This is a genomic window from Bdellovibrio sp. HCB337 (genome assembly GCF_047302465.1).
Taxonomy (GTDB): Bacteria; Bdellovibrionota; Bdellovibrionia; order Bdellovibrionales; family Bdellovibrionaceae; genus JACMRP01.
Genome location: NZ_CP178621.1, coordinates 3,959,206 through 3,977,164 on the forward strand (window position 1 = coordinate 3,959,206; position 17,959 = coordinate 3,977,164).

The following is a 17,959-nucleotide window of genomic DNA, read 5'->3' on the forward strand; positions in this document are numbered from 1 at the left end:
GTCTAATGTGTACACTTTTTTGGCCTCAATACACCGTAGGTCCAGCCGGTGTTTTCGTTACACCTCAGAACATTTACGGTGTAAGAATAGTAATATGTTGGAATGGTTAGAAATTTTTTGTCGTTGGGTTTTAGGCCTGCAATTTTTATTTTGGGGCCTGAATGGCTTTTTTCATTGGCGTCCCATTCCGCCTTCCGCACAGCCTATAAATGATTTTACCGAAGCTTGTATTAAAACCAGATTCATCATGCCGACTGTAAAGATATTCGAAATCGCTTTCGGAGCTCTTTTGCTGACCGGCAAAGCAACTATTGTGGCTTGGGCTGCATTAGCCCCCATCGTTTTTATTATTTCAGGTCTTCACCTGCTCTATAATAAAAAGTACTGGGAAGTTTTGCTTCCTATCACTTTGCCTTTTCTATTGATACTCGTCTTGAACTTTGAAAAATGGCAGAATTTACTTCTGCCAGAAAGCCTATTTCACAAAATCTTGGGCTGATTTTCCGATTTCCAAAAGCATTTTTTCAACCGATTCATAGTCTTTATGAGTGGCATCTTGAAAATCATCCATATAGTAAAGATCATACATGATCTTTCCACCCTGCTCGTCTTTCATCATTTTTTTAATAACTTCGACAATTGTTTTACGAAGCTCTGGTGGAAAATCTTTTCTAAAAACCACAGGGTCATTCGGAATAGGGTCTGTCTTAGCAATGATGACCACTTTCTCAAATATATCTGGGTACTGGGTTAACAAAAGTTTGCGTGCATCCTGAGGAACGCCGTTATCTTCAGGTGTATGATAAGTCGCACCCGCATCTACGCGTTTTTGATATACCATTGTTACAACGCTATCGTGGCGACCCGCAAACACTACTTCTTTCGGACGAACTTTCTGATCTTTCAAAAGTTTTGTCGGAAGCACAAAGCCGGATCCTGAAGAAGGATCTACAAATGCGATTGTTTTACCTTCTAGTTCTCTAATACTCTTTGGTCCATCTTTGCGTGCAATGACTTGCCCCCAATAGACCTTGCGTCCCTTATGAACGCCTGTCAAAGCAGCCTCTGCACCATACTTCTCGTGTGCGAGAAGATAGCCGAAGGTGTTCATAATCGCCATATCGGCACGTTTGGACCCCAGAGCCTCAATCACGGCGACAAAATTCACAGGGACTGTGACGTCAAATGGGAGACCCGTTTTTTCCTCAAGATAGGCTTCAAGCTTCTTGCCATTTTCCTGAAGGAGTTTTGTATCCTGACCAGGAACTAAGGAAATCTTAATAGGATTTTCTTTGGTACCGATTTCGGATTTGGAAGTGCAATGAGTTAGGGCAAGAACGCTCAATAAAACAAGTAAGATTTTTTTCATAGATGATTTCGAGTTAGAGCTTTTGTCGTTGGTAGATGGTTTGTACATCGGAATCCGACAAGACACTACTCCAAATTGCAACTTCGTCAATATTTCCTAGAAAAAAATCTACAGCATTCGGTGCATTCTCTGTTCCACCGGCGCCCAGATACAAGGGTTGCGTCGTATTGGCCATATAAGCGGTTAAAAGCGAGGCCTGCAAAGCTCCATTTTGATAGAGACGCACGTAGGTCCCATCATAAGTAAATACGATATGAGTCCACGTACTCTGTAAAAGCGTTACTCCGATGGCTACTCCCCAGTCGTCGAAGTTTCCTTTGCCAATGCGGATTTCCGGTTGCCCACTAGAATTCACATAGAAAGCATAACCCTTTGCCACTGGCGCATCTCGGGACGAGATCGGAGAGCGGTTCACGCCAAAACTAGGGACGAATAACCAAAGTGACACCGAAAAAAGATTGAGATTATTGTTATTATTATAAGGAACCTGCACACGATCATCCACGCCGTCGAAATGCAAAGCAAATGAGACAGGCCCCGAGATAGAACTCATTCCAAGATTATTTGGATTTCTAATAGTGCCATTATCACCAATATCTGCGAGCAGTATAGATCCATCAGAAAAAAATGAAGATGTCATAGTCCAATAGCCTACGATGCTAGTGTATTGAGGAGTCCATGAACTATTAAAGGCTTTAGTCGTAGAGGATGAATCTGAAGAATCGTCACTACTGCAACGACAGAACGTAAATATCAGCACTACGAGAAGAAGGATCTTTCTCATAGAGCTGTTTATATCATACTAGTCGACCTTAACGGCCTTCTCTTCGTTGGAATTTTTAAGACGTTTCGAAAGAGTTTTTAGTAATGCCTTGGACCAAGCTGGTTTCGAAAAGAGAACAGCATCCAAACTCTCGGCAGGAATCTCGATAAGTTCACAATCTGTTACACTTATCACATTGGCAGAACGGGCCTCTCCGTTGATATATGCCATTTCGCCGACAAACTCGCCGGGAAAGATATTCCCGAGAACGATCTCGTTTTCTCCGTCTTGTTTATAAGCCTTGAGCTCACCATTCTTCAAAATGTAGACGAAATCTGCCTTGTCACCTTCTTTGATCAAATGCTCTTCCGGAGACAAAAAGCGTAAGTGATAGATCGACTTATCTTCGTGAGAAACCCAATTCAAAGCACGTGTCACATGACTGTTAAATACACTCACTTTGCCAGTCCCTGACAAGAACTGAACTTGTCCAGTCACCATTTCATCAATGAAAGCTTGTTCTTCACCTTCAGGGGACAAAATAATAACTGCGACTCGGTCTTTTCTTAAAAGAAGTTTTTTTGTCAGTTCGTAGGCACTCAACTTTTGAATTTGGTGATCCACGACGACAACATGTGGAGGCACATTTTCACTTTTACGAAGGGCTTCAATACCATCCATTGCGGTAAAAACAGTGGTGTTAGACACATGGTTTTTTATGACGTCTTCAAGCTGACTGTTGAGCTCCAGACTAGGTGTTGCTACTAAGAAGATTCTCTTGTTTTCAAGGTCTGCCATGAATCCATGCTATTGCAAGAAATACGAATAGAAAACACAATTTGTGCAGACTTAGACCCGCAAATGTTCGATCCAAAATCGCAATACATTTCTGATTTCGCCCCAAAACGAGGCAGAAATCGGCTCATCTTAGTTCTCGAAAAAGATCCAGAAAGTGCCGATATGTTAGTCATGACGACGATGAAAAAACGCATTGGTTTATTTTTCATTTTAGCAGGCTGGGGAGTTCTACTCCTCTTGTTTCAAAACATGACACTCGTCGAGTTTTCGACGTTAAACCTCCCTGTAGTGGACGAGGATGCGCGGCAGGACCAGGCTCGGGAGCTCCTGGGTGGCCTCTATAAGGGAAGCTTTGCCCAAAAATTCGAGGGCGAGCAGTACCTAAACTATCTTGTGTATAAGAAGATAGAAGGTTCCATGTCTGCGGAGTGGAAACGCTATATCCCCGAAATCACCCAGACCTTGATTTCGGAAAGCCAAAAGTATGAATTGGACCCTATTTTCGTGCTGGCCGTAATCCAGACAGAAAGTAACTTTAATACAAGAGCAAAGGGTACGTCCGGAGAAATCGGGTTGATGCAAATTCTGCCCAAGACCGGAGAATGGATTGCCAAAAAGTACAAGATGCCTTGGAACGGCGACAACTCGCTCTATGATCCCCTCACTAATATTCGTATTGGGGTTGTTTATTTTGCCCATCTTCGTAATGAGTTTGAAAGCCGGGCTTATCAGTATCTCCCGGCATACAATATGGGCCCATCTAATATGCGTAAGGTAACTCGTACCATCGGGAGCGTTTCCCCCGATGGAAAAGTTATGAAGCGCGAATACGCGATGCGAGTGATGAAGAACTATACCAACATCTACGAGCAGATGATGGTGAAGCAACGTGAACTCATCCGCTACGCTCAGACTGAAGATGGTGTGAAACTCTCGCGCTAGTACGAAGCCATTCTGCTTTGTTGTACACGCTCCACTGCTGGAGGCAACCACCGTGCCTCCAGAACTTCTTGTTTCGGCCAATACATTTTCAGAGTCAGCTGATAGTTGCCAGGTTTAGAGGGCAACCAGTTAGACTCTTTGTCTTTTCCCGGTGAGGTCGGTTGCATATAGATCGTAATAGACCCGTCCGGGTTGGTTTTCAGTGAGCTGTATTGCCCGATGGTGTAGCGACGATATCTATTGCCGGCGAAAGCTATATCCGGCAACTGGTACATCGTTAAAGACCAAAACGCATTTACCGGTGGCAGCTGATCCTTCTTAAAAGTCACCTTATAGCTGTTTTCGCCCATCAACTGCTGGCCCATATTGTCTTCGTAGGCCACTGGAAATATAGCGTCTTGAGGCGGTAAGAATCCTAACCCCATATAGGCTTCGTAAGCTCGTCTTTCATAGTCGACACCGAACTCTGTTCTTTCTACAGAAACAGTCCATCCATTTACCAAACGCCCTCGCGGAGTAAATGACCCCCTATGAGTCAGTATGTAGCTTCTGGCATTGCGAATGCTGGTATTCAAAGCTGCCTGAGTTTCTGCAGGCAAATCTGAAAATTTAAAGTTCTTCGTCGGTATAATATTTAACTTACTAAGGCGTTCCATCAATGGTGTGTCTATTTCAGATGGAGGATTGTCCACCATCAAAGCACAAAGCGTGCGATAGTAAGTTTCGGCATTCATGTTAAACACTAAATCTCTGGGCTGCTGCTTAAGATCGAGTGTTGTATCTACATTCACTGTCGTTGCAGCTCGTGCACTTTTTCCCCACTGACTTAATGGCGTTACTCTCAGACCATCTTGAAAATTTCTTAATGCCTGAACATCCTTTCCAGCATTGGCATATAGTCGAATGGGCAACCACACCAAATTGGTACTCGAGCGCAGTGGCTTCATGCCCTTCGGAGTACTTCCGCGCCACTGCGGGCCTGAAATCAAATAAGTTTGCTTCTCATTGCCGTTAACTCGTGTCCCCACAACGCCAAAAATTTCGGTCCATCCTTGGATGAAACCACCGACGTAATATTTGTGCGAAGCTATCGCGGGAATTGAAAGCACGACAGGATCATTCGCCAAATTTAACCACGCATAAGAATAGATCATATCGTTATCTAAACTGGCGAGATCTTTAAAACGTGCATCTCCAGTTTTTCGAGTATGATAGAACTGATACATAGGAAGTTTGCTCTGTTGCGGAGAGCTTCGCGATGTGGCCGCGACATATTTACCTGCTGTATCCATTAACACCAATGGATATCCGAATGAAAAAGCGTCTCTTGCCAATTGATCTAGTTGTGCTTGTTGGCGTGCTTGGCGATTGCAAGAACTCAAACCCAAAGCAAAAGCTGCCGTCAGAAAAAACAGTCCAAAATATTTCATAGGACCTCCCGCTTGTTTATTGTAGAAGCCCCCCTTTACGCTTTTGGTCGGATCTGTTGACAAGTTCGACACAAGTTTTTCGTGAAAACGTCCTAAATGCTTATAAATACTCTTAAACTCGGTACGGGATTTGGAGTGTACAGATCCTATTACGGAGGTTCTCTATGCGTCCATTTAAGCGTTCTTTCCTAAGTTTGACTTTGTCAGCGGCGACTCTCCTGCTGACGGCGTGTGGAGCTCAACTTCCCTCCGATCTAAACCGCGATCGCGACCATGAACATGAAGAAGATTTCTATATGGCTTCTGTAGAGGATCAGGATCCTTCGACGGACCCAAATCGCAGCAAGCTCGGTTACTTCTTTTTGGTCGAGCAATTCAATGTGGGTGCGAATTCCTCGATGCTGAAGGCGATCAAAAATAATCCTCCTGGCGGAATTCTATTCTGGAATGGTAACTCTGCAGACGCTTCCGCTGTTCGTGAATCAGTCCGAGCTTATTCTGCGCAGGCTGAGTCCATGAAACTTAAACCTCTTTTGTTCTCGACTGACTACGAAGGGGGTGCTCTTAACAAAACTCCTTCAGGGTCTTCTGTTCCTGGTGTTCAACGTTTTACAAAAGGATTCTCAGCGTTAGCTCACCCACGCTGGTTGGGTGTTTCCGTTCAAGACTACGACATGGAGCTTTGTGGTTTGCATGGCAAGATCATGGCTGAAGAACTTAAATCTGTCGGTATCAACTATCCCCTATCGGTTGTAAGTGATCTTGCGACTCAGGCACTAACATCAGTGCGTGCGATTTCTAAAAACTCTGAAGACGCTAGCCGTTGTGTTACTAAAATTCTAGAAGAATTTGTCAAAACGAAAGACGTGATCTTCGTGACCAAACACTTCCCTGGTCTTGGCTTGACGAAAGGGGATACTCACGATGGAACTGTCACCGCAGCAACGACCGACGAAGCAACCCTGCAAGAACATTTAAAGCCATTCATTGATCTAGTTACATTTTCAAAAGCTAAAAAATCTGAGGGCCTACTCAGCGTAATGACGACTCATGCAAAATTCATGGCTTATGACGATGAGAACCTAACAACCGAATCGCCAAAAACCATCAACGGCCTTCTTAAAAAGAGAATGGAATTTACAGGCCTTGTGGTCAGTGATGCTATGTGGATGGGTGAATACGGCAATATGAAGAGTGCCCAATTAATGCCTGTGTATTTGAACAGCTTCCTTTCTGGCATCGATTTACTGATGATTCCAGGCGCTCGCTTCGCAGAGTCCATCAATTATTTCCGCAAAGTCTATGACGGAACATTGAGTGAAGAAGAAAAAAACCAACTGACGAAACGCACTGGCAAGAGCTGGGAAGACACTCATAAAAAATTCATGGAGCGCATCACCGAAAGTTTGGCTGCCCATGACCGCGCACGTGGCGCGATCAAAGCTCCTCATACTTACTTGAGTTCTCAGGCACCAACAAACCTGACGGCAGAATCGCGCACCCGTTACAATCAAATCTTGAGTGAACTCTCAATTCGAGGTAATTCTTTAAAGAAGAATTAGAAGAGGTTGCTTTGGATAAGAAAAAACTCATTGCTCAGATTCGTGCAGATTTGGAAAAAGATCTTTTGGTCTTAAAAGAGGCTGAACGTGTGACTCGTGAAGCTGCCACTCACGAAGAAAGCAAGCCCGAGAACGAATATGATACCCGGGCCTTAGAAGCGTCTTACTTAGCAGGCGCTCAATCTAAACGTATCACTGACACTGAAGAGCTTTTAGTGCTCTTCAAGCATGTCGAGCCCAAAAGCTTCGGTCCCAACGATGTTATATCAGCAACAGCTTTGGTAGAAGCCGAGCTCAATGGCAAACGCAGTTATTTCTTTGTGATGTCCAAAGGTGGCGGGATCAATCTTACTTTTGAAGGAAAAAAAATTCAGGTCATCACTCCAAGCAGCCCTTTAGGCGAAGCGATGTTAGGCCTTCGTGTCGACGACACGGCTTTAATTGAAAATGGTCCTCAGGTCCTTGAGTACGATATAATCTCTATCCAGTAAGAACTTTATTAGCACGCTTCAATCTGTGCGACAGAGTCTTTACCAGAGCTCGTGCCCACGAAGGTTTTGAGAAGATTACACTATCTAATGAAGACAATGGAATTTCCACGAGATCAACCTCGGTGACAGCTTCTACTGTCGCTGACCGCGGATCCGCGTTGAAGTGACCCATTTCACCGACAAACTCGCCCGCTCCAATTTCACCCAAGATCACTCGGCCACCAGCAAGCGTATCCGAGTAAGCTTTTAATGTACCATTCTTTACTATATAGACGGCCTCGGTGCTGTCCCCTTCCTTGAAGAGCAGATCACCAGCATTGAGATGGCGCAAGGTATAGCCAGGACTAGGTATTCCTTGTTTCGGAGCAACTATCTTGGCAAGGCATTCAAGCACCGCATGTTCACGCTCAGGCTCTGTGAGATAGTGAATGCGTCCATTTGCAGGATACATGTCGTGGTCCGCGACTACGGACATGATAACTATATGTATATTTTCGTAGTTTTTTTCTTTGTATGTTTTTGCTACCACTTCAAGGCCAGAAACTTTTGGTAGATACTCGTCTATGATTACCACTTTTGGAAAGACGTTATCAATTTTGTACTTTGTATCAAACCAATCTGCCGCATGAAAGATCGAGCAATTCGAATAATTCTTACTTAGAATCTCAGATAATGCCGTAATTCGATTTGCATTACCGCTGACAATTAGAAAGACGTTTTTATCTTGATTACGTGCCATGTTGTACCTTCTTCCATTAATAGTCATCTCGTATCGGAACACAGTCCACGTGCTACTTGTATAACTATTATCACTCCGATAGCGTTCACACTCAAGGTACTGTCAACAGGAACGCCAGGATGCTTTAAATTCGCATCACTCTGAGAAAACCTGTAGAACTTCTAATCGTCTCAAGAATATTGTTTCAATTTGATTTACTGTTCGCACCAGTTACGAGGAGTCACCACTCTTGTAATTTCATTGGCGCGCATGTAAAGGAATTCATTTCCAACCGCTAATTTCAAACGCTGCTGTTTTTGGGACATGTTTGAAACGGTCATTATCTGTGCGAAACCATCAAAGTCTGTCTGTGAAGTTCCTTGCGTTCCTTTTAAGTTCCATTTCACAGTTTTACTTGCGATTGGTGAAAGATCAGCGTTGTTCACACCCTCGGAAACCTGCCCGACGGAATCCCGGCATTGCAATTGAATGTTAATCACAACCATATATTCGCGATGACAATTATGAGTGCTGGAATAGCCATAACCTGCTTCACAAGTATTAAAGACTTTCTCTTTGTAACCTAGATTGTTTGTCGGAATTTCCATCCCTAAGGCTCTTTGCAAGCCAATATAATCCACGGAAGGAGCTGACGTATCCACGGGCTCTGACGGCATCGTGGTTTTCTCGCGCATCAATGGGGATTCAATTTGTTTCGGAGTGCTACCGCAAGCAGCGGTTAAAATACAAAGTGCAGCGAATAGTAAAATGCGCATAAAGCTTCCTTTTGTTATTCCTCATGTTAGCAGCAACAAAAGGGCAAAATGATCGTCTTTTAGTCCAGTTTTCGATATATTCGCGCGCTTTAGAGACTAAATTTTTTTAGTGAAAGCGTAGGCCCTGAAGGTCCATTTATTTTTCTCATAGAACTTCTTGCCACGCTCATTTTCAACACCAGTGCAAAGACGCAGTGTTTTACATCCTAAACTCTGCGCAATGCTTTCAGCATGTTTCAAGAGCTCAGCACCTAGACCCTGCGAACGCATCTTATCAGTGCTCACAAGGTCATCAATATACAGGTGCTTACCACGGACAAAATCGTAAATCAGACGATAACCCATCAAAGCCGCAAGTTTGCCATCATATTCCAAAGCCACAATTTCATATCCATCCATAGCGTGGGCATGACGGTAAATTTCCAAATAGTCCTGTTCCGAAAGATGCGGACGCAGCTCTTTCATCAAAGGAAAACATTTTTCTAGGTCCTCGCGATTTTGAATCTTTACATACTTGATTTTCGAGCTGTCCATGGGTTTCCTTTTGTCTATTTACCGATTTTGGACAAGACGTGGGCTTTTGCAAGCTGAAAATCACGAACTATTTCCAAACGCTTATGACGTGTCTCGAATAGTTTTTCTGACGCCCCTAGAACATCCGGAGAGTTCTTAACTCCTCGCCCATACTCTGATTGGGTAAGGCGATAGTATTTTTCAGCTCTCTTAATATTCTCTTCAGCGTCGTGAATTTGGCTATGCATCAGACTCAGCTCAGCCATCTCGTTTTCAAGATGAGCTTCAATCTCTGTTTTCTGAAATACAGCTATCGCACTAGCTCCTTCGGCTTCTTTCTGAAGAGCCGCCCCTTCGCGACGGGACTCCAAACCTGCCGATGCACTCAAGTTCACACGCAGCCCAACCACGGACTCCGTTCGGTCCTGCGCATCAGCAAACTCTTTGTCTCTTTCATTGTACTGATTGTAAGCCGCAAATGCCTCGAGCTTTGGCCACCATTCTCGCTTTTCTTTCTTGGCAAGAAGTCGGTTTTGCTCCGCCAATATTTCGTTCTCTTTAACCAAAAACTCGTGGTCCTTCATACTGTGCTTAAGTTCACCTTCGTATTCGTGTTCATGATCCAGTTTTTCACTGAGTGATCCCACGTTTAATTTGGCGACCCCCAAAAGCACTTTCAAATTCCGCAAGTGACTTTCTTGCTTCATCTTAGACTCTGACAGCTCTTGGGCTAACTCGATCGCTTGCATCTCAAACTCGACACGATCGGACTCTGTAGCAACACCACTACGAATCCGGCGATCTGCAGAACTCAAGTTCTGTTTATTCACCTCAATCGTCGATTGCAAAAGACTGATTTTTTCGCGGTAGTACAGGCTATGCCAGTACTCCGTGCGTGCTTTCTCGAGTTCTTCCGAAAGAACTCTTTGTACTTCAAACCCTTTCTTTTCAGTTCCGAGTTCGCGTACGCGGTTTTCCAACTGGTCACGGCCACCATTAAACAGATTTACTCGCAGTTCCGCACCATACGCTGGCTCCGTAACTGTATCTTGCCTTCCAGGTTTAAAGGTTTCTTGGCCTACATACATCTCAAGGGACGGCAAAAACGATCTTGTTAAGTAGCCTTCTTTTTCTTCAGCTGCTTCTTTGCCTTTTTGAGCCGCTTGGACTTTTGCATTTTTAGTCTCTAAAAGACTTCTCAAGGTTTCAGAATTGATTTTTTCGCTCTCGGCAAAGGCGCTTTCCTGGAAAAGGCAAAGCGCGACTGCGAAAACGCCTATCATTTTTCTGCTCATAGGACCCTACTTACGTGGTTCGACAGTAAATTTTAGACTGTCGTCATGGCCCGTTTTGGGATCCACTACAGAAACGATCAATGTATAGCGATGGGCCCCTTTGGCATCAAAGCTTGCTTCGAAGTGAGTCCCCTTAGACGTCAAAGTTACCGGCTCTTTCTTTTTTGCTTTAGGCAACTCTGCTTCGGCAGATACCTTATACTTTGTGACATCTTGTGGTTTTAGTTCTTTGTCATACAAGTAAATTTTCACATCTTTACCCTTGCTCACTACTTCTACGTAGGTCTCTTCCAAGCCTTTAATCACGCCACCTTTTGGTGCTTGCACATTTGTAGGCCCGTCATGGTCGTGGCCTTCGTGGGCAAAGACATTCAAAGAAAGTGTTAACAATACGCTCATCATTAGTTTTGCAAAAATATTTTTCATAGAATCTCCGTTCTTAAATTTGTTCTTGGTTTTCTTCATGTTTCATTGAATCTTCCGCGGCTTTTCTACCAAACCGATAAAAAAGAGTCGGTGTAATAATAATATCCAGTAAGGTCGAGCTTAAAAGCCCGCCCACGATCACAACTGCTACTGGGTGCAGAACTTCACTACCAGGCTGCCCTTTAGCAAACACCAATGGCAATAACGCCAGTGACGCTACAAAGGCCGTCATCATGACCGGCACTAAGCGCTCTTGAGAGCCACGTATGATCATTTCCTTTGTGAAAGACTCACCTTCATATTTCAAAAGATGTAAGTAGTGCGAAATCATCATGATTCCGTTACGAGAAGCAATCCCGCAAAGAGTTATGAAGCCGACCAGACTCGCCACAGTGATAGAACGATCCGTCACAAACAGAAGCATAATACCGCCGATAAATGCCAACGGAATCGTCGCCATGATTTGCAAAGTAATCATACGTGAATGAAAGTGACCGAATAATACAACAGCGATACCGATCAACGATAAGAATCCAAACAATAGAATCTTGCGAGTCGCCGCTTGCTGACTTTCGAACTGTCCGCCATAAACCACATAGTAACCTTCTGGCATGGGAACTTTTTCTTTCACTTTCTTTTCAATCTCTGCAACAACTCCACCCAGATCGCGACCGCTGACATTGGCACTAATCACAATACGGCGCTGGTTGTTCTCTCGATTAATTTCATTCGGCCCCGTGGTTTCATAGATATCTGCCACTTCTTCCAAAGTGACTTTCTTTCCGTCGGGCATCACCTTCAGCACGGTCTTTTTCATCTTTTCAAGATCCGCACGCGAGTTTTTATCAAACTGGAAAAAGACTTCATACAAACGAGTTTCTTCCAGAATCTGTGTAACCACTTCGCCATTAAAGGCGGCTTCTAAAAGAGTCGTCACTTCGCCTGCGCTAAGGCCAAACTTCGCAGCTTCCTCACGCATTACATGAATCTTTACTTGAGGAATCAAGCCTTGCTGTTCGATCTTTAAATCCACCAAACCTTTGGTGTCTTTAATAGCTTCTTGCAGTTCTATGGCTTTTTCTCGAAGTGTTGTTAAATCAGGACCGAAGATCTTAATCGCCAGTGCCGCGCTAACACCTGAAAGCATGTGATCAATTAAATGGGAGATCGGTTGACCGACGTTCACTCCGACGCCCGGGATCTGCTCTTTCAGTCTGTTACGAATATCATTAAGGACTACTTCCCGAGGACGTCCTTCTTCATGGAAATCTACATCGATTTCACTGACATTCACACCCATGGCGTGTTCATCCATTTCAGCACGGCCCGTTTTTCGTGAAACCGATTTTACCTCTGGAGTCTCCATCATGATCTTCTCGGCTTTTAAACCGATAGCATTGGACTCATTTAGACTAGTACCTGGCGTGGCAATGATAGACACCATCGCAGTGCCTTCATTGAACTTCGGCAGAAAGTCTCGTCCCATCAAAGGCACTAAACCCACCGCTATCAATAGAAGCACGATGGCTCCACCAAGAACCCACTGAGATCTTGGCAAAGCCCACTCTAGAATTTTGCGGTCCCAGTTTTTAAGGAACGTAACAAAACGTGTATCCTCATGTTTTTGCAAAGATCCCTTTAGTAAATACGAACAAAGTACCGGGGTTAGAGTCAAAGAGACGACCAGCGAAGCAACTAGTGCCGTCAAATATGCAACTCCGAGTGGAGCAAACAAGCGTCCTTCCAAACCTTCCAACTGAAATAAAGGTAAGAACACAAGAGCAATAATGACCGTCGCAAGAACGATAGAGTTTCGTACTTCACTGGAGGCATCATAGATCACTCTCAGCATCGATTTAGGATTTTTACTATGAGCATTCTCACGCAAGCGGCGGAAAACATTTTCCACGTCGACAATCGAGTCATCCACCAATTCCCCGATGGCAATGGCTAGTCCACCTAGGGTCATAGTATTTACACTCAGGCCAAAGAATTTAAACACAATCGCGGTCACCAAAAACGAAACCGGAATTGCCGTCAATGTGATAACAGACATTCTTAAGTTGGCCAGGAAAATAAATAGAACCACGAAAACCAAAACGGTTCCAAACTGCAATTTTCCGATGATTCCTTTGATCGAGGCCTCAATAAAATTCGCTTGCTTGAAAACATCTGGGTTTACGACCACACCTTTTGGCAGCGAGGGACGAAGTTCTTCGATTGCTTTTTCGATGTCGCGAGTAATCTGGGTCGTATCGGCGCCCGGTTGTTTTTGAATAGTCATTACTACGGCAGGCTTACCATTAAAACTTCCATCTCCACGCTTCAATCTTGGTGCTTCTACGACTTCGGCGATATCTCTGACTAAAATCGGTCGGCCAAAATGCAAGCCCACCAAAGTTTTCTGGATATCCTCAAGGCCGTCCACAATACCGATATTTCGAACCAGGAACTCTTGGCCTTCTTTCTCAAGAAAACCCCCGGTAGTGTTTTGACTGATTTGAGCGAGTTCCTTATCGACACTCTCGATGGAAAGTTGATAGCGATTCAGTTTCTCAGCTGAAACCAGAATTTGATATTGCTTGAGACCTCCACCTATTGAAATAACTTGGGTGACTCCGGGAATTGTCATTAAGCGAGGACGAAGCACCCACTCGGCAATTCCGCGAAGCTCTAACGGGCTGACTTCGCCTTTTTCACTGGTCACAGCTATCTGCTGAATCTGCCCCATGAGCGAGCCAACGGGACCCATGACAGGAACAACATCTTTCGGCAAGCGCTCTTGAACCAAGTTCAACTTTTCTTGTACCAATTGACGATTGCGATAGATATCCGTGCCCCACTCAAACTCAACATAAATAGCTGACAGACCGATTCCCGACTGAGAACGAATGCGTTCAACTCCACTGAGTCCGTTCAGATAAGACTCGATAGGTAAAGTCACCCGAGTCTCGACCTCTTCTGGGGCCATACCATGTCCTTCAGTCATAATTGTGACTGTAGGCTTTGTGATATCAGGAAACACATCAATCGGAAGATTCTTGAGAGTGATAGCGCCTGTGACCACAATCAAAGCCGTCAGTGCCGCAACAAACATCCTATGATTTAAAGCAAAACGTATTATAATATTTAACACGCACACCTCCGTGCGATGAATTCAGAATAAAAATTTGAACGATATATCAAGAAAGAAAGGCCTTATGCCCGTGGAGGCTGAAAAGGACCGTCTAAGAAGGGAAAAGGCTTTATCAGTTGGTTAAAATCCCAAAAGACTTGGGGACCCGCAGAAAACGCAACCAACCTAAAAAGCTCTGACTTTAAAACAATGTTGATATGACAGCAGTGATGAATGGCTTCAAAAGGACAATGCTCTTCATTTTGAGCATGCTCTTCTTCTGGAATAACTTGTTCGGACTGCATCTGAGCATCCGAATGTGAATGCTTGAAAACTTCTGAATGGGCAAAACTGGTCTCTAGAAATGAGACAAAAAGAAAGACCACAAAAAAGAGTTGAGCCATGCGCCTTAACATCACGCCCATATTAGACTTCTTTGCAAAACAGTCAACGAAACTAAATTTTTTGGTATTGTCACAAAAACCGAAGACGTATCCTAAAACGTAATCTTTACTGATTCCGCAGACTTCTTCGCTGGCCCATGATAGACCGCTTCGATATTATTACCATCTGGATCAATAAGAAACGCAGCATAGTAGCCTGGATGATAGGGCCGCTGCCCCGGAGCCCCGTTGTCACGACCACCGGCCTCAAGACCCGCGCGGTAAAACCTTTGGACCTGCTCTTGATCCTTGGCTTGAAATGCCAGATGGGTTCGCCCAGTTAATTGGCCGGCGGAGGACTTGCTATTTTGTGATGAAATGAAAAGCTCATCCACCCAAAAATAGTCTTCACCAACGCCGCCCATCGGAATATCCAGCGCTTTGAAAATGGCTTCATAGAATTTCTGGCTCGCTTTAAGATCTTTTACCACAAACTGAATGTGATCGATCAAACGTCCTCGATGTAACTCCATTGTTTCCATTTTCGAAGCCCTCCAAAATTTATTCTTTGGTTTTTAGCTTATCATCATTCTCTTTGATGAAAGCTTTGATGTCTTCAGCAATACCTAAAAGCTTTAACCATTGCTCTTTGTAAAGAGTCACAGGAAAGCGGCCCATTCCGTAAACGGACAAAGCGCCTTTTTCACTGACTTTCATGGACAGTGTTCCCTTAGCACCTTTTTTGTTTTTCAAATTTTCGTTTTCTGCTTTAAGTCGTTCGATTTCTGCTTTTAAGTCGTCTGACATAGATGTTCTCCTTGCCGTCTTAATAATCTTTACTAAAAGTCCAACATCTTCCATCCTAGGTATCATGTATACGTCCTGGCAACATTTAATCGTTCACAATGAAACTGAGCTTCATGACAAGCGTCGAATTAAAAAACTCATCCGCGCGAGCGGGACCATCGGATACTTTGGAGTTTTAGCATTTGCCGTTGCGGGAATAGCCAGTTTGATTTTTGCCGGGTTTTTCATTTTTCAAGGGGTTGAATACCAGAGCTACAAGGTCTCGATGTTTGCGGCCAGTGTTGTTATGATCGCTCTAGCCTCATTGTTTTTTGTGGGAACTAGGATGTTTCTTCAAGAAGTCAAAATCAATCCCCTTAGAAACTTCGCTCAAAACCCCAACGATTTCGAGTTCGTCGAAGGAACCTTAGAATCAAGCACCTATGTGCCCGGGCAAAGTCGTCGTCAAGACCACATGGTCGTTGTTGGAAAGGCCTACTCTTCGACTGGCGCTGAGCTTTATGTAAGAGAACAGTTTTCCACACGCATTTGGAATTTCATCAACAATGGGGCCGAAGAATCCTTGAAAAAAGGCGACGATTGGTACGATCAAAAAGGAAAACGCAAGACCCTACCGGTTCCCGCCTATTTTATATACCCTAAACGGGATCCAACGGTTGCAGCCCTCGTAGGTATCGACGCAAAGTATATTTCAACTAAATAAGAAGCTTTTCGAGGTCGCCCTCTTTTAAAGAGTGTAGTCTTAAGAGTGCTTCGTAGGGGTCTCCAGGTATGTTCAACGCTTTTGCGAAAGCAGGTTCTGTTTTAAGCCCCTGTTTTCTGAGCTCTTGAACTTGTTGACGGAACTTTCCCCCACCGAGTCTCAACAAACGCTCCTCTACTTGAAAATGAAGATAAGCCATCTGCTGAACGCTTTCAGTATTTTGTGCGAAGATTTCAAATGGAACATTCTTATAATAAAAACGAGCCAGCAAAGTCTCTTTACCGCTAATTGGTTTCTGAGAAATCGCAAATAGTTCGAAGGTTGAAAAATTCTTTTGCAAAACTTTAGATAGCTCCCCTAAATCAGATGCCGTCACTAAAATATCAAGATCCGATTGGTCTGTATGAACTTCTAAAGGAAAAGTGCCTGCAACTACGGGATGATAGGGCTTCAAAATCTCTAAAACTTTTGACCCCGTCAAAGCTCGATAAACATTCTGATTCTTTTCAATGGCGATGACTGACTCTAAAGACAGAGGATGAAATTTCAAAGCACAACCTTGCATTTCAATCTCGAGCTCTTGATTGAAAAGCTTTTTAAGACCACCGTCATCCATCTGACAATGTTTAAACCGTTCTTTCAAACTCTGAAAGCTTTCGTCGACAACGACTTCAACATGCTCAAAACCTTCTGGAGTGTTTTTGCCAGGTTTTGGGGCTGGAAGTTCGACAACATCAATATTGTAGCCACGAAAACGCACAGGCTCTTGCAGCTTGTAAGTGGCAATCATTCGACCATTTACTTCGCTTTCAATCAGCATAGATCCAAATTTTTCAAATTCTTGTTTGTACTGCTGATAAGCTTCGGCACTTTGTACACGAAAACACAGATGATCAATACTCCAATGGGGCTTCAAATCCACTTTATGAGCTTTCAGTTGCTCAAATAGATGAACCAAAAAAGACTCCGCTTGAGAGTAAAAATCACTCTTGTTCATTATTTCTCCGCCAATACTTTGATAAGACCTGGCATCCACTCCATCACTTGAGGCGCACGATACCCTTCTCCGAAGGCCTTGCTGACATTTACATACCAATCAGCAGGAATTCCATACGGAGACCAATACTCTTGAGAGGCCTTGTCGCTAAGGCTCACTTTCTTGTCCACAACTTTTTCAATGAGATGAACAAGTGATCTTAAAACCATAGGCTCTTCAGATGCGAAGTTGTAAATACCCTCTTTGTGGTTTTCAATAATCCACAACAGTGCATTAGCTGCATCTTCTGAACGGATGAACGAAAACTTCGCGTCTAAGTTTGGATAGTAAAGTGGCTTGCCGGTTTTGATACTTTGTACTTGTTTTAGCAAACGCTCGGTATAGTCATCTTCGCCAACAACAACTGGAATACGTGCAAAGGCCCATTTAAACGGAGCTTTAGCTGCAAAAACATTTTCAGCTGCACGCTTTCCTTCTGCATAAACCTCGGCAGGATTCGTCGGTGCAACTGCTTGATAAGTCAGCGGGTTAAAATCCCCTTCTTTGAGGTTAGCCCCAAAATGATAAACCGACACGGTCGATGTCATCACATAGTGTTTGATTTTACCACTGAAGAGTTCCAACGAAATCTCAACATCTTTAGCGGTCATGCAAATATTGTCGACGACAACATCGAAGGTCTTATCGCCAAGTGCTTTTTTCATAGACTCTAGCTGAGTACGATCTGCTTCAAGATGTTTTACCTTGGAACCAAAATCATCTTTGGTATTCCCGCGAGTAAGAACTGTCACATCGTGGTTTTTCGCGATTAAAGAATGAACAAGTCTTTTGCCAAAATAGCGGGTGCCACCAAGAACCAATATTTTCATAG

At 43.9% G+C, this 17,959-nt stretch carries 20 protein-coding genes; 5 read left to right on the forward strand and 15 right to left on the reverse strand.

The genetic code is table 11. From position 1 onward, the window contains the following. Positions 1-94 precede the first annotated feature (94 nt). On the forward strand, positions 95-499 hold the full coding sequence (locus ACLWBB_RS19050; RefSeq protein ID WP_413289155.1) for a hypothetical protein: 405 nt from the start codon (positions 95-97) through the stop codon (positions 497-499). Here the strand turns inward: ACLWBB_RS19050 and ACLWBB_RS19055 are convergent. From ACLWBB_RS19055 to ACLWBB_RS19065, 3 genes are read right to left on the reverse strand one after another with little or no spacing between them, the layout of a single operon-like run. Next, positions 476-1,369, reverse strand: a complete 894-nt coding sequence (locus ACLWBB_RS19055; RefSeq protein WP_413289156.1) for a phosphate/phosphite/phosphonate ABC transporter substrate-binding protein — start codon at positions 1,367-1,369, stop codon at positions 476-478. The two genes, ACLWBB_RS19050 and ACLWBB_RS19055, sit on opposite strands and share 24 nt — an antisense overlap. A 13-nt stretch (positions 1,370-1,382) precedes the next feature. After that, complete coding sequence (locus ACLWBB_RS19060) at positions 1,383-2,153, reverse strand: LamG domain-containing protein (protein WP_413289157.1); 771 nt, start codon at positions 2,151-2,153, stop codon at positions 1,383-1,385. An 18-nt stretch (positions 2,154-2,171) separates the two neighbouring features. Further along, a complete protein-coding gene (locus ACLWBB_RS19065) occupies positions 2,172-2,930 on the reverse strand; it encodes a Crp/Fnr family transcriptional regulator (RefSeq protein WP_413289158.1) in 759 nt (252 codons plus the stop codon). A gap of 6 nt (positions 2,931-2,936) precedes the next feature. On the opposite strand from ACLWBB_RS19065, the gene ACLWBB_RS19070 reads away from it, so the two are divergent. After that, positions 2,937-3,872 (forward strand): lytic transglycosylase domain-containing protein, encoded by a 936-nt coding sequence (locus ACLWBB_RS19070; RefSeq protein WP_413289159.1) that lies wholly within the window; start codon positions 2,937-2,939, stop codon positions 3,870-3,872. On the opposite strand, the gene ACLWBB_RS19075 is transcribed toward ACLWBB_RS19070, so the two are convergent. Next, entirely contained in the window at positions 3,869-5,302 is a 1,434-nt protein-coding gene (locus tag ACLWBB_RS19075) for a DUF1254 domain-containing protein (protein ID WP_413289160.1), read from the reverse strand. The genes ACLWBB_RS19070 and ACLWBB_RS19075 overlap by 4 nt on opposite strands. A 164-nt stretch (positions 5,303-5,466) precedes the next feature. Between ACLWBB_RS19075 and ACLWBB_RS19080 the strand changes: the two genes are divergently transcribed. Both ACLWBB_RS19080 and ACLWBB_RS19085 read left to right on the forward strand, forming a co-directional pair. Then, complete coding sequence (locus ACLWBB_RS19080) at positions 5,467-6,864, forward strand: glycoside hydrolase family 3 N-terminal domain-containing protein (protein WP_413289161.1); 1,398 nt, start codon at positions 5,467-5,469, stop codon at positions 6,862-6,864. An 11-nt stretch (positions 6,865-6,875) separates the two neighbouring features. After that, positions 6,876-7,355 (forward strand): hypothetical protein, encoded by a 480-nt coding sequence (locus ACLWBB_RS19085; RefSeq protein WP_413289162.1) that lies wholly within the window; start codon positions 6,876-6,878, stop codon positions 7,353-7,355. On the opposite strand, the gene ACLWBB_RS19090 is transcribed toward ACLWBB_RS19085, so the two are convergent. From ACLWBB_RS19090 to ACLWBB_RS19130, 9 genes are all read right to left on the reverse strand, one after another. Beyond that, on the reverse strand, positions 7,345-8,094 hold the full coding sequence (locus tag ACLWBB_RS19090; RefSeq protein WP_413289163.1) for a cyclic nucleotide-binding domain-containing protein: 750 nt from the start codon (positions 8,092-8,094) through the stop codon (positions 7,345-7,347). The genes ACLWBB_RS19085 and ACLWBB_RS19090 overlap by 11 nt on opposite strands. Positions 8,095-8,288: 194 nt before the next feature. Continuing rightward, the gene (locus tag ACLWBB_RS19095) at positions 8,289-8,849 is read right to left on the reverse strand and encodes a hypothetical protein (protein ID WP_413289164.1); all 561 of its coding nucleotides are present in this window, start codon (positions 8,847-8,849) and stop codon (positions 8,289-8,291) included. A 96-nt stretch (positions 8,850-8,945) separates the two neighbouring features. After that, a complete protein-coding gene (locus ACLWBB_RS19100; protein ID WP_413289165.1) occupies positions 8,946-9,383 on the reverse strand; it encodes a GNAT family N-acetyltransferase in 438 nt (145 codons plus the stop codon). A gap of 14 nt (positions 9,384-9,397) precedes the next feature. Further along, entirely contained in the window at positions 9,398-10,657 is a 1,260-nt protein-coding gene (locus tag ACLWBB_RS19105; protein WP_413289166.1) for a TolC family protein, read from the reverse strand. A gap of 6 nt (positions 10,658-10,663) precedes the next feature. Further along, positions 10,664-11,083 carry a hypothetical protein gene (locus ACLWBB_RS19110; protein WP_413289167.1) on the reverse strand — a complete coding sequence of 140 codons (420 nt, stop codon included), beginning with the start codon at positions 11,081-11,083 and terminating at the stop codon, positions 10,664-10,666. A 13-nt stretch (positions 11,084-11,096) separates the two neighbouring features. After that, on the reverse strand, positions 11,097-14,219 hold the full coding sequence (locus ACLWBB_RS19115; protein ID WP_413289168.1) for an efflux RND transporter permease subunit: 3,123 nt from the start codon (positions 14,217-14,219) through the stop codon (positions 11,097-11,099). 62 nt (positions 14,220-14,281) lie between these two features. Continuing rightward, on the reverse strand, positions 14,282-14,623 hold the full coding sequence (locus ACLWBB_RS19120; RefSeq protein WP_413289169.1) for a hypothetical protein: 342 nt from the start codon (positions 14,621-14,623) through the stop codon (positions 14,282-14,284). A 71-nt stretch (positions 14,624-14,694) separates the two neighbouring features. Continuing rightward, complete coding sequence (locus tag ACLWBB_RS19125; protein WP_413289170.1) at positions 14,695-15,123, reverse strand: VOC family protein; 429 nt, start codon at positions 15,121-15,123, stop codon at positions 14,695-14,697. Between the two features lie 19 nt (positions 15,124-15,142). Then, positions 15,143-15,388 (reverse strand): hypothetical protein, encoded by a 246-nt coding sequence (locus ACLWBB_RS19130; protein WP_413289171.1) that lies wholly within the window; start codon positions 15,386-15,388, stop codon positions 15,143-15,145. Positions 15,389-15,452: 64 nt separating this feature from the next. Between ACLWBB_RS19130 and ACLWBB_RS19135 the strand changes: the two genes are divergently transcribed. Then, a complete protein-coding gene (locus tag ACLWBB_RS19135; RefSeq protein WP_413289172.1) occupies positions 15,453-16,091 on the forward strand; it encodes a hypothetical protein in 639 nt (212 codons plus the stop codon). Here ACLWBB_RS19135 and ACLWBB_RS19140 read toward each other — a convergent pair. Then, complete coding sequence (locus tag ACLWBB_RS19140; RefSeq protein WP_413289173.1) at positions 16,084-17,088, reverse strand: VOC family protein; 1,005 nt, start codon at positions 17,086-17,088, stop codon at positions 16,084-16,086. The two genes, ACLWBB_RS19135 and ACLWBB_RS19140, sit on opposite strands and share 8 nt — an antisense overlap. Continuing rightward, entirely contained in the window at positions 17,088-17,957 is an 870-nt protein-coding gene (locus tag ACLWBB_RS19145; RefSeq protein WP_413289174.1) for an NAD-dependent epimerase/dehydratase family protein, read from the reverse strand. The genes ACLWBB_RS19140 and ACLWBB_RS19145 overlap by 1 nt, the downstream gene beginning before the upstream one ends. Between the last annotated feature and the right edge of the window lie 2 nt (positions 17,958-17,959).

Excerpts from the sequence above, each read along its gene's own strand:
- ACLWBB_RS19050 (WP_413289155.1), top strand. The coding sequence starts at position 95 with ATGTTGGAATGGTTAGAAATTTTTTGTCGTTGGGTTTTAGGCCTGCAA.
- ACLWBB_RS19055 (WP_413289156.1), bottom strand. The coding sequence starts at position 1,369 with ATGAAAAAAATCTTACTTGTTTTATTGAGCGTTCTTGCCCTAACTCAT.
- ACLWBB_RS19060 (WP_413289157.1), bottom strand. The coding sequence starts at position 2,153 with ATGAGAAAGATCCTTCTTCTCGTAGTGCTGATATTTACGTTCTGTCGT.
- ACLWBB_RS19065 (WP_413289158.1), bottom strand. The coding sequence starts at position 2,930 with ATGGCAGACCTTGAAAACAAGAGAATCTTCTTAGTAGCAACACCTAGT.
- ACLWBB_RS19070 (WP_413289159.1), top strand. The coding sequence starts at position 2,937 with ATGCTATTGCAAGAAATACGAATAGAAAACACAATTTGTGCAGACTTA.
- ACLWBB_RS19075 (WP_413289160.1), bottom strand. The coding sequence starts at position 5,302 with ATGAAATATTTTGGACTGTTTTTTCTGACGGCAGCTTTTGCTTTGGGT.
- ACLWBB_RS19080 (WP_413289161.1), top strand. The coding sequence starts at position 5,467 with ATGCGTCCATTTAAGCGTTCTTTCCTAAGTTTGACTTTGTCAGCGGCG.
- ACLWBB_RS19090 (WP_413289163.1), bottom strand. The coding sequence starts at position 8,094 with ATGGCACGTAATCAAGATAAAAACGTCTTTCTAATTGTCAGCGGTAAT.
- ACLWBB_RS19095 (WP_413289164.1), bottom strand. The coding sequence starts at position 8,849 with ATGCGCATTTTACTATTCGCTGCACTTTGTATTTTAACCGCTGCTTGC.
- ACLWBB_RS19100 (WP_413289165.1), bottom strand. The coding sequence starts at position 9,383 with ATGGACAGCTCGAAAATCAAGTATGTAAAGATTCAAAATCGCGAGGAC.
- ACLWBB_RS19105 (WP_413289166.1), bottom strand. The coding sequence starts at position 10,657 with ATGAGCAGAAAAATGATAGGCGTTTTCGCAGTCGCGCTTTGCCTTTTC.
- ACLWBB_RS19110 (WP_413289167.1), bottom strand. The coding sequence starts at position 11,083 with ATGAAAAATATTTTTGCAAAACTAATGATGAGCGTATTGTTAACACTT.
- ACLWBB_RS19120 (WP_413289169.1), bottom strand. The coding sequence starts at position 14,623 with ATGGGCGTGATGTTAAGGCGCATGGCTCAACTCTTTTTTGTGGTCTTT.
- ACLWBB_RS19125 (WP_413289170.1), bottom strand. The coding sequence starts at position 15,123 with ATGGAAACAATGGAGTTACATCGAGGACGTTTGATCGATCACATTCAG.
- ACLWBB_RS19130 (WP_413289171.1), bottom strand. The coding sequence starts at position 15,388 with ATGTCAGACGACTTAAAAGCAGAAATCGAACGACTTAAAGCAGAAAAC.
- ACLWBB_RS19135 (WP_413289172.1), top strand. The coding sequence starts at position 15,453 with ATGTATACGTCCTGGCAACATTTAATCGTTCACAATGAAACTGAGCTT.
- ACLWBB_RS19140 (WP_413289173.1), bottom strand. The coding sequence starts at position 17,088 with ATGAACAAGAGTGATTTTTACTCTCAAGCGGAGTCTTTTTTGGTTCAT.
- ACLWBB_RS19145 (WP_413289174.1), bottom strand. The coding sequence starts at position 17,957 with ATGAAAATATTGGTTCTTGGTGGCACCCGCTATTTTGGCAAAAGACTT.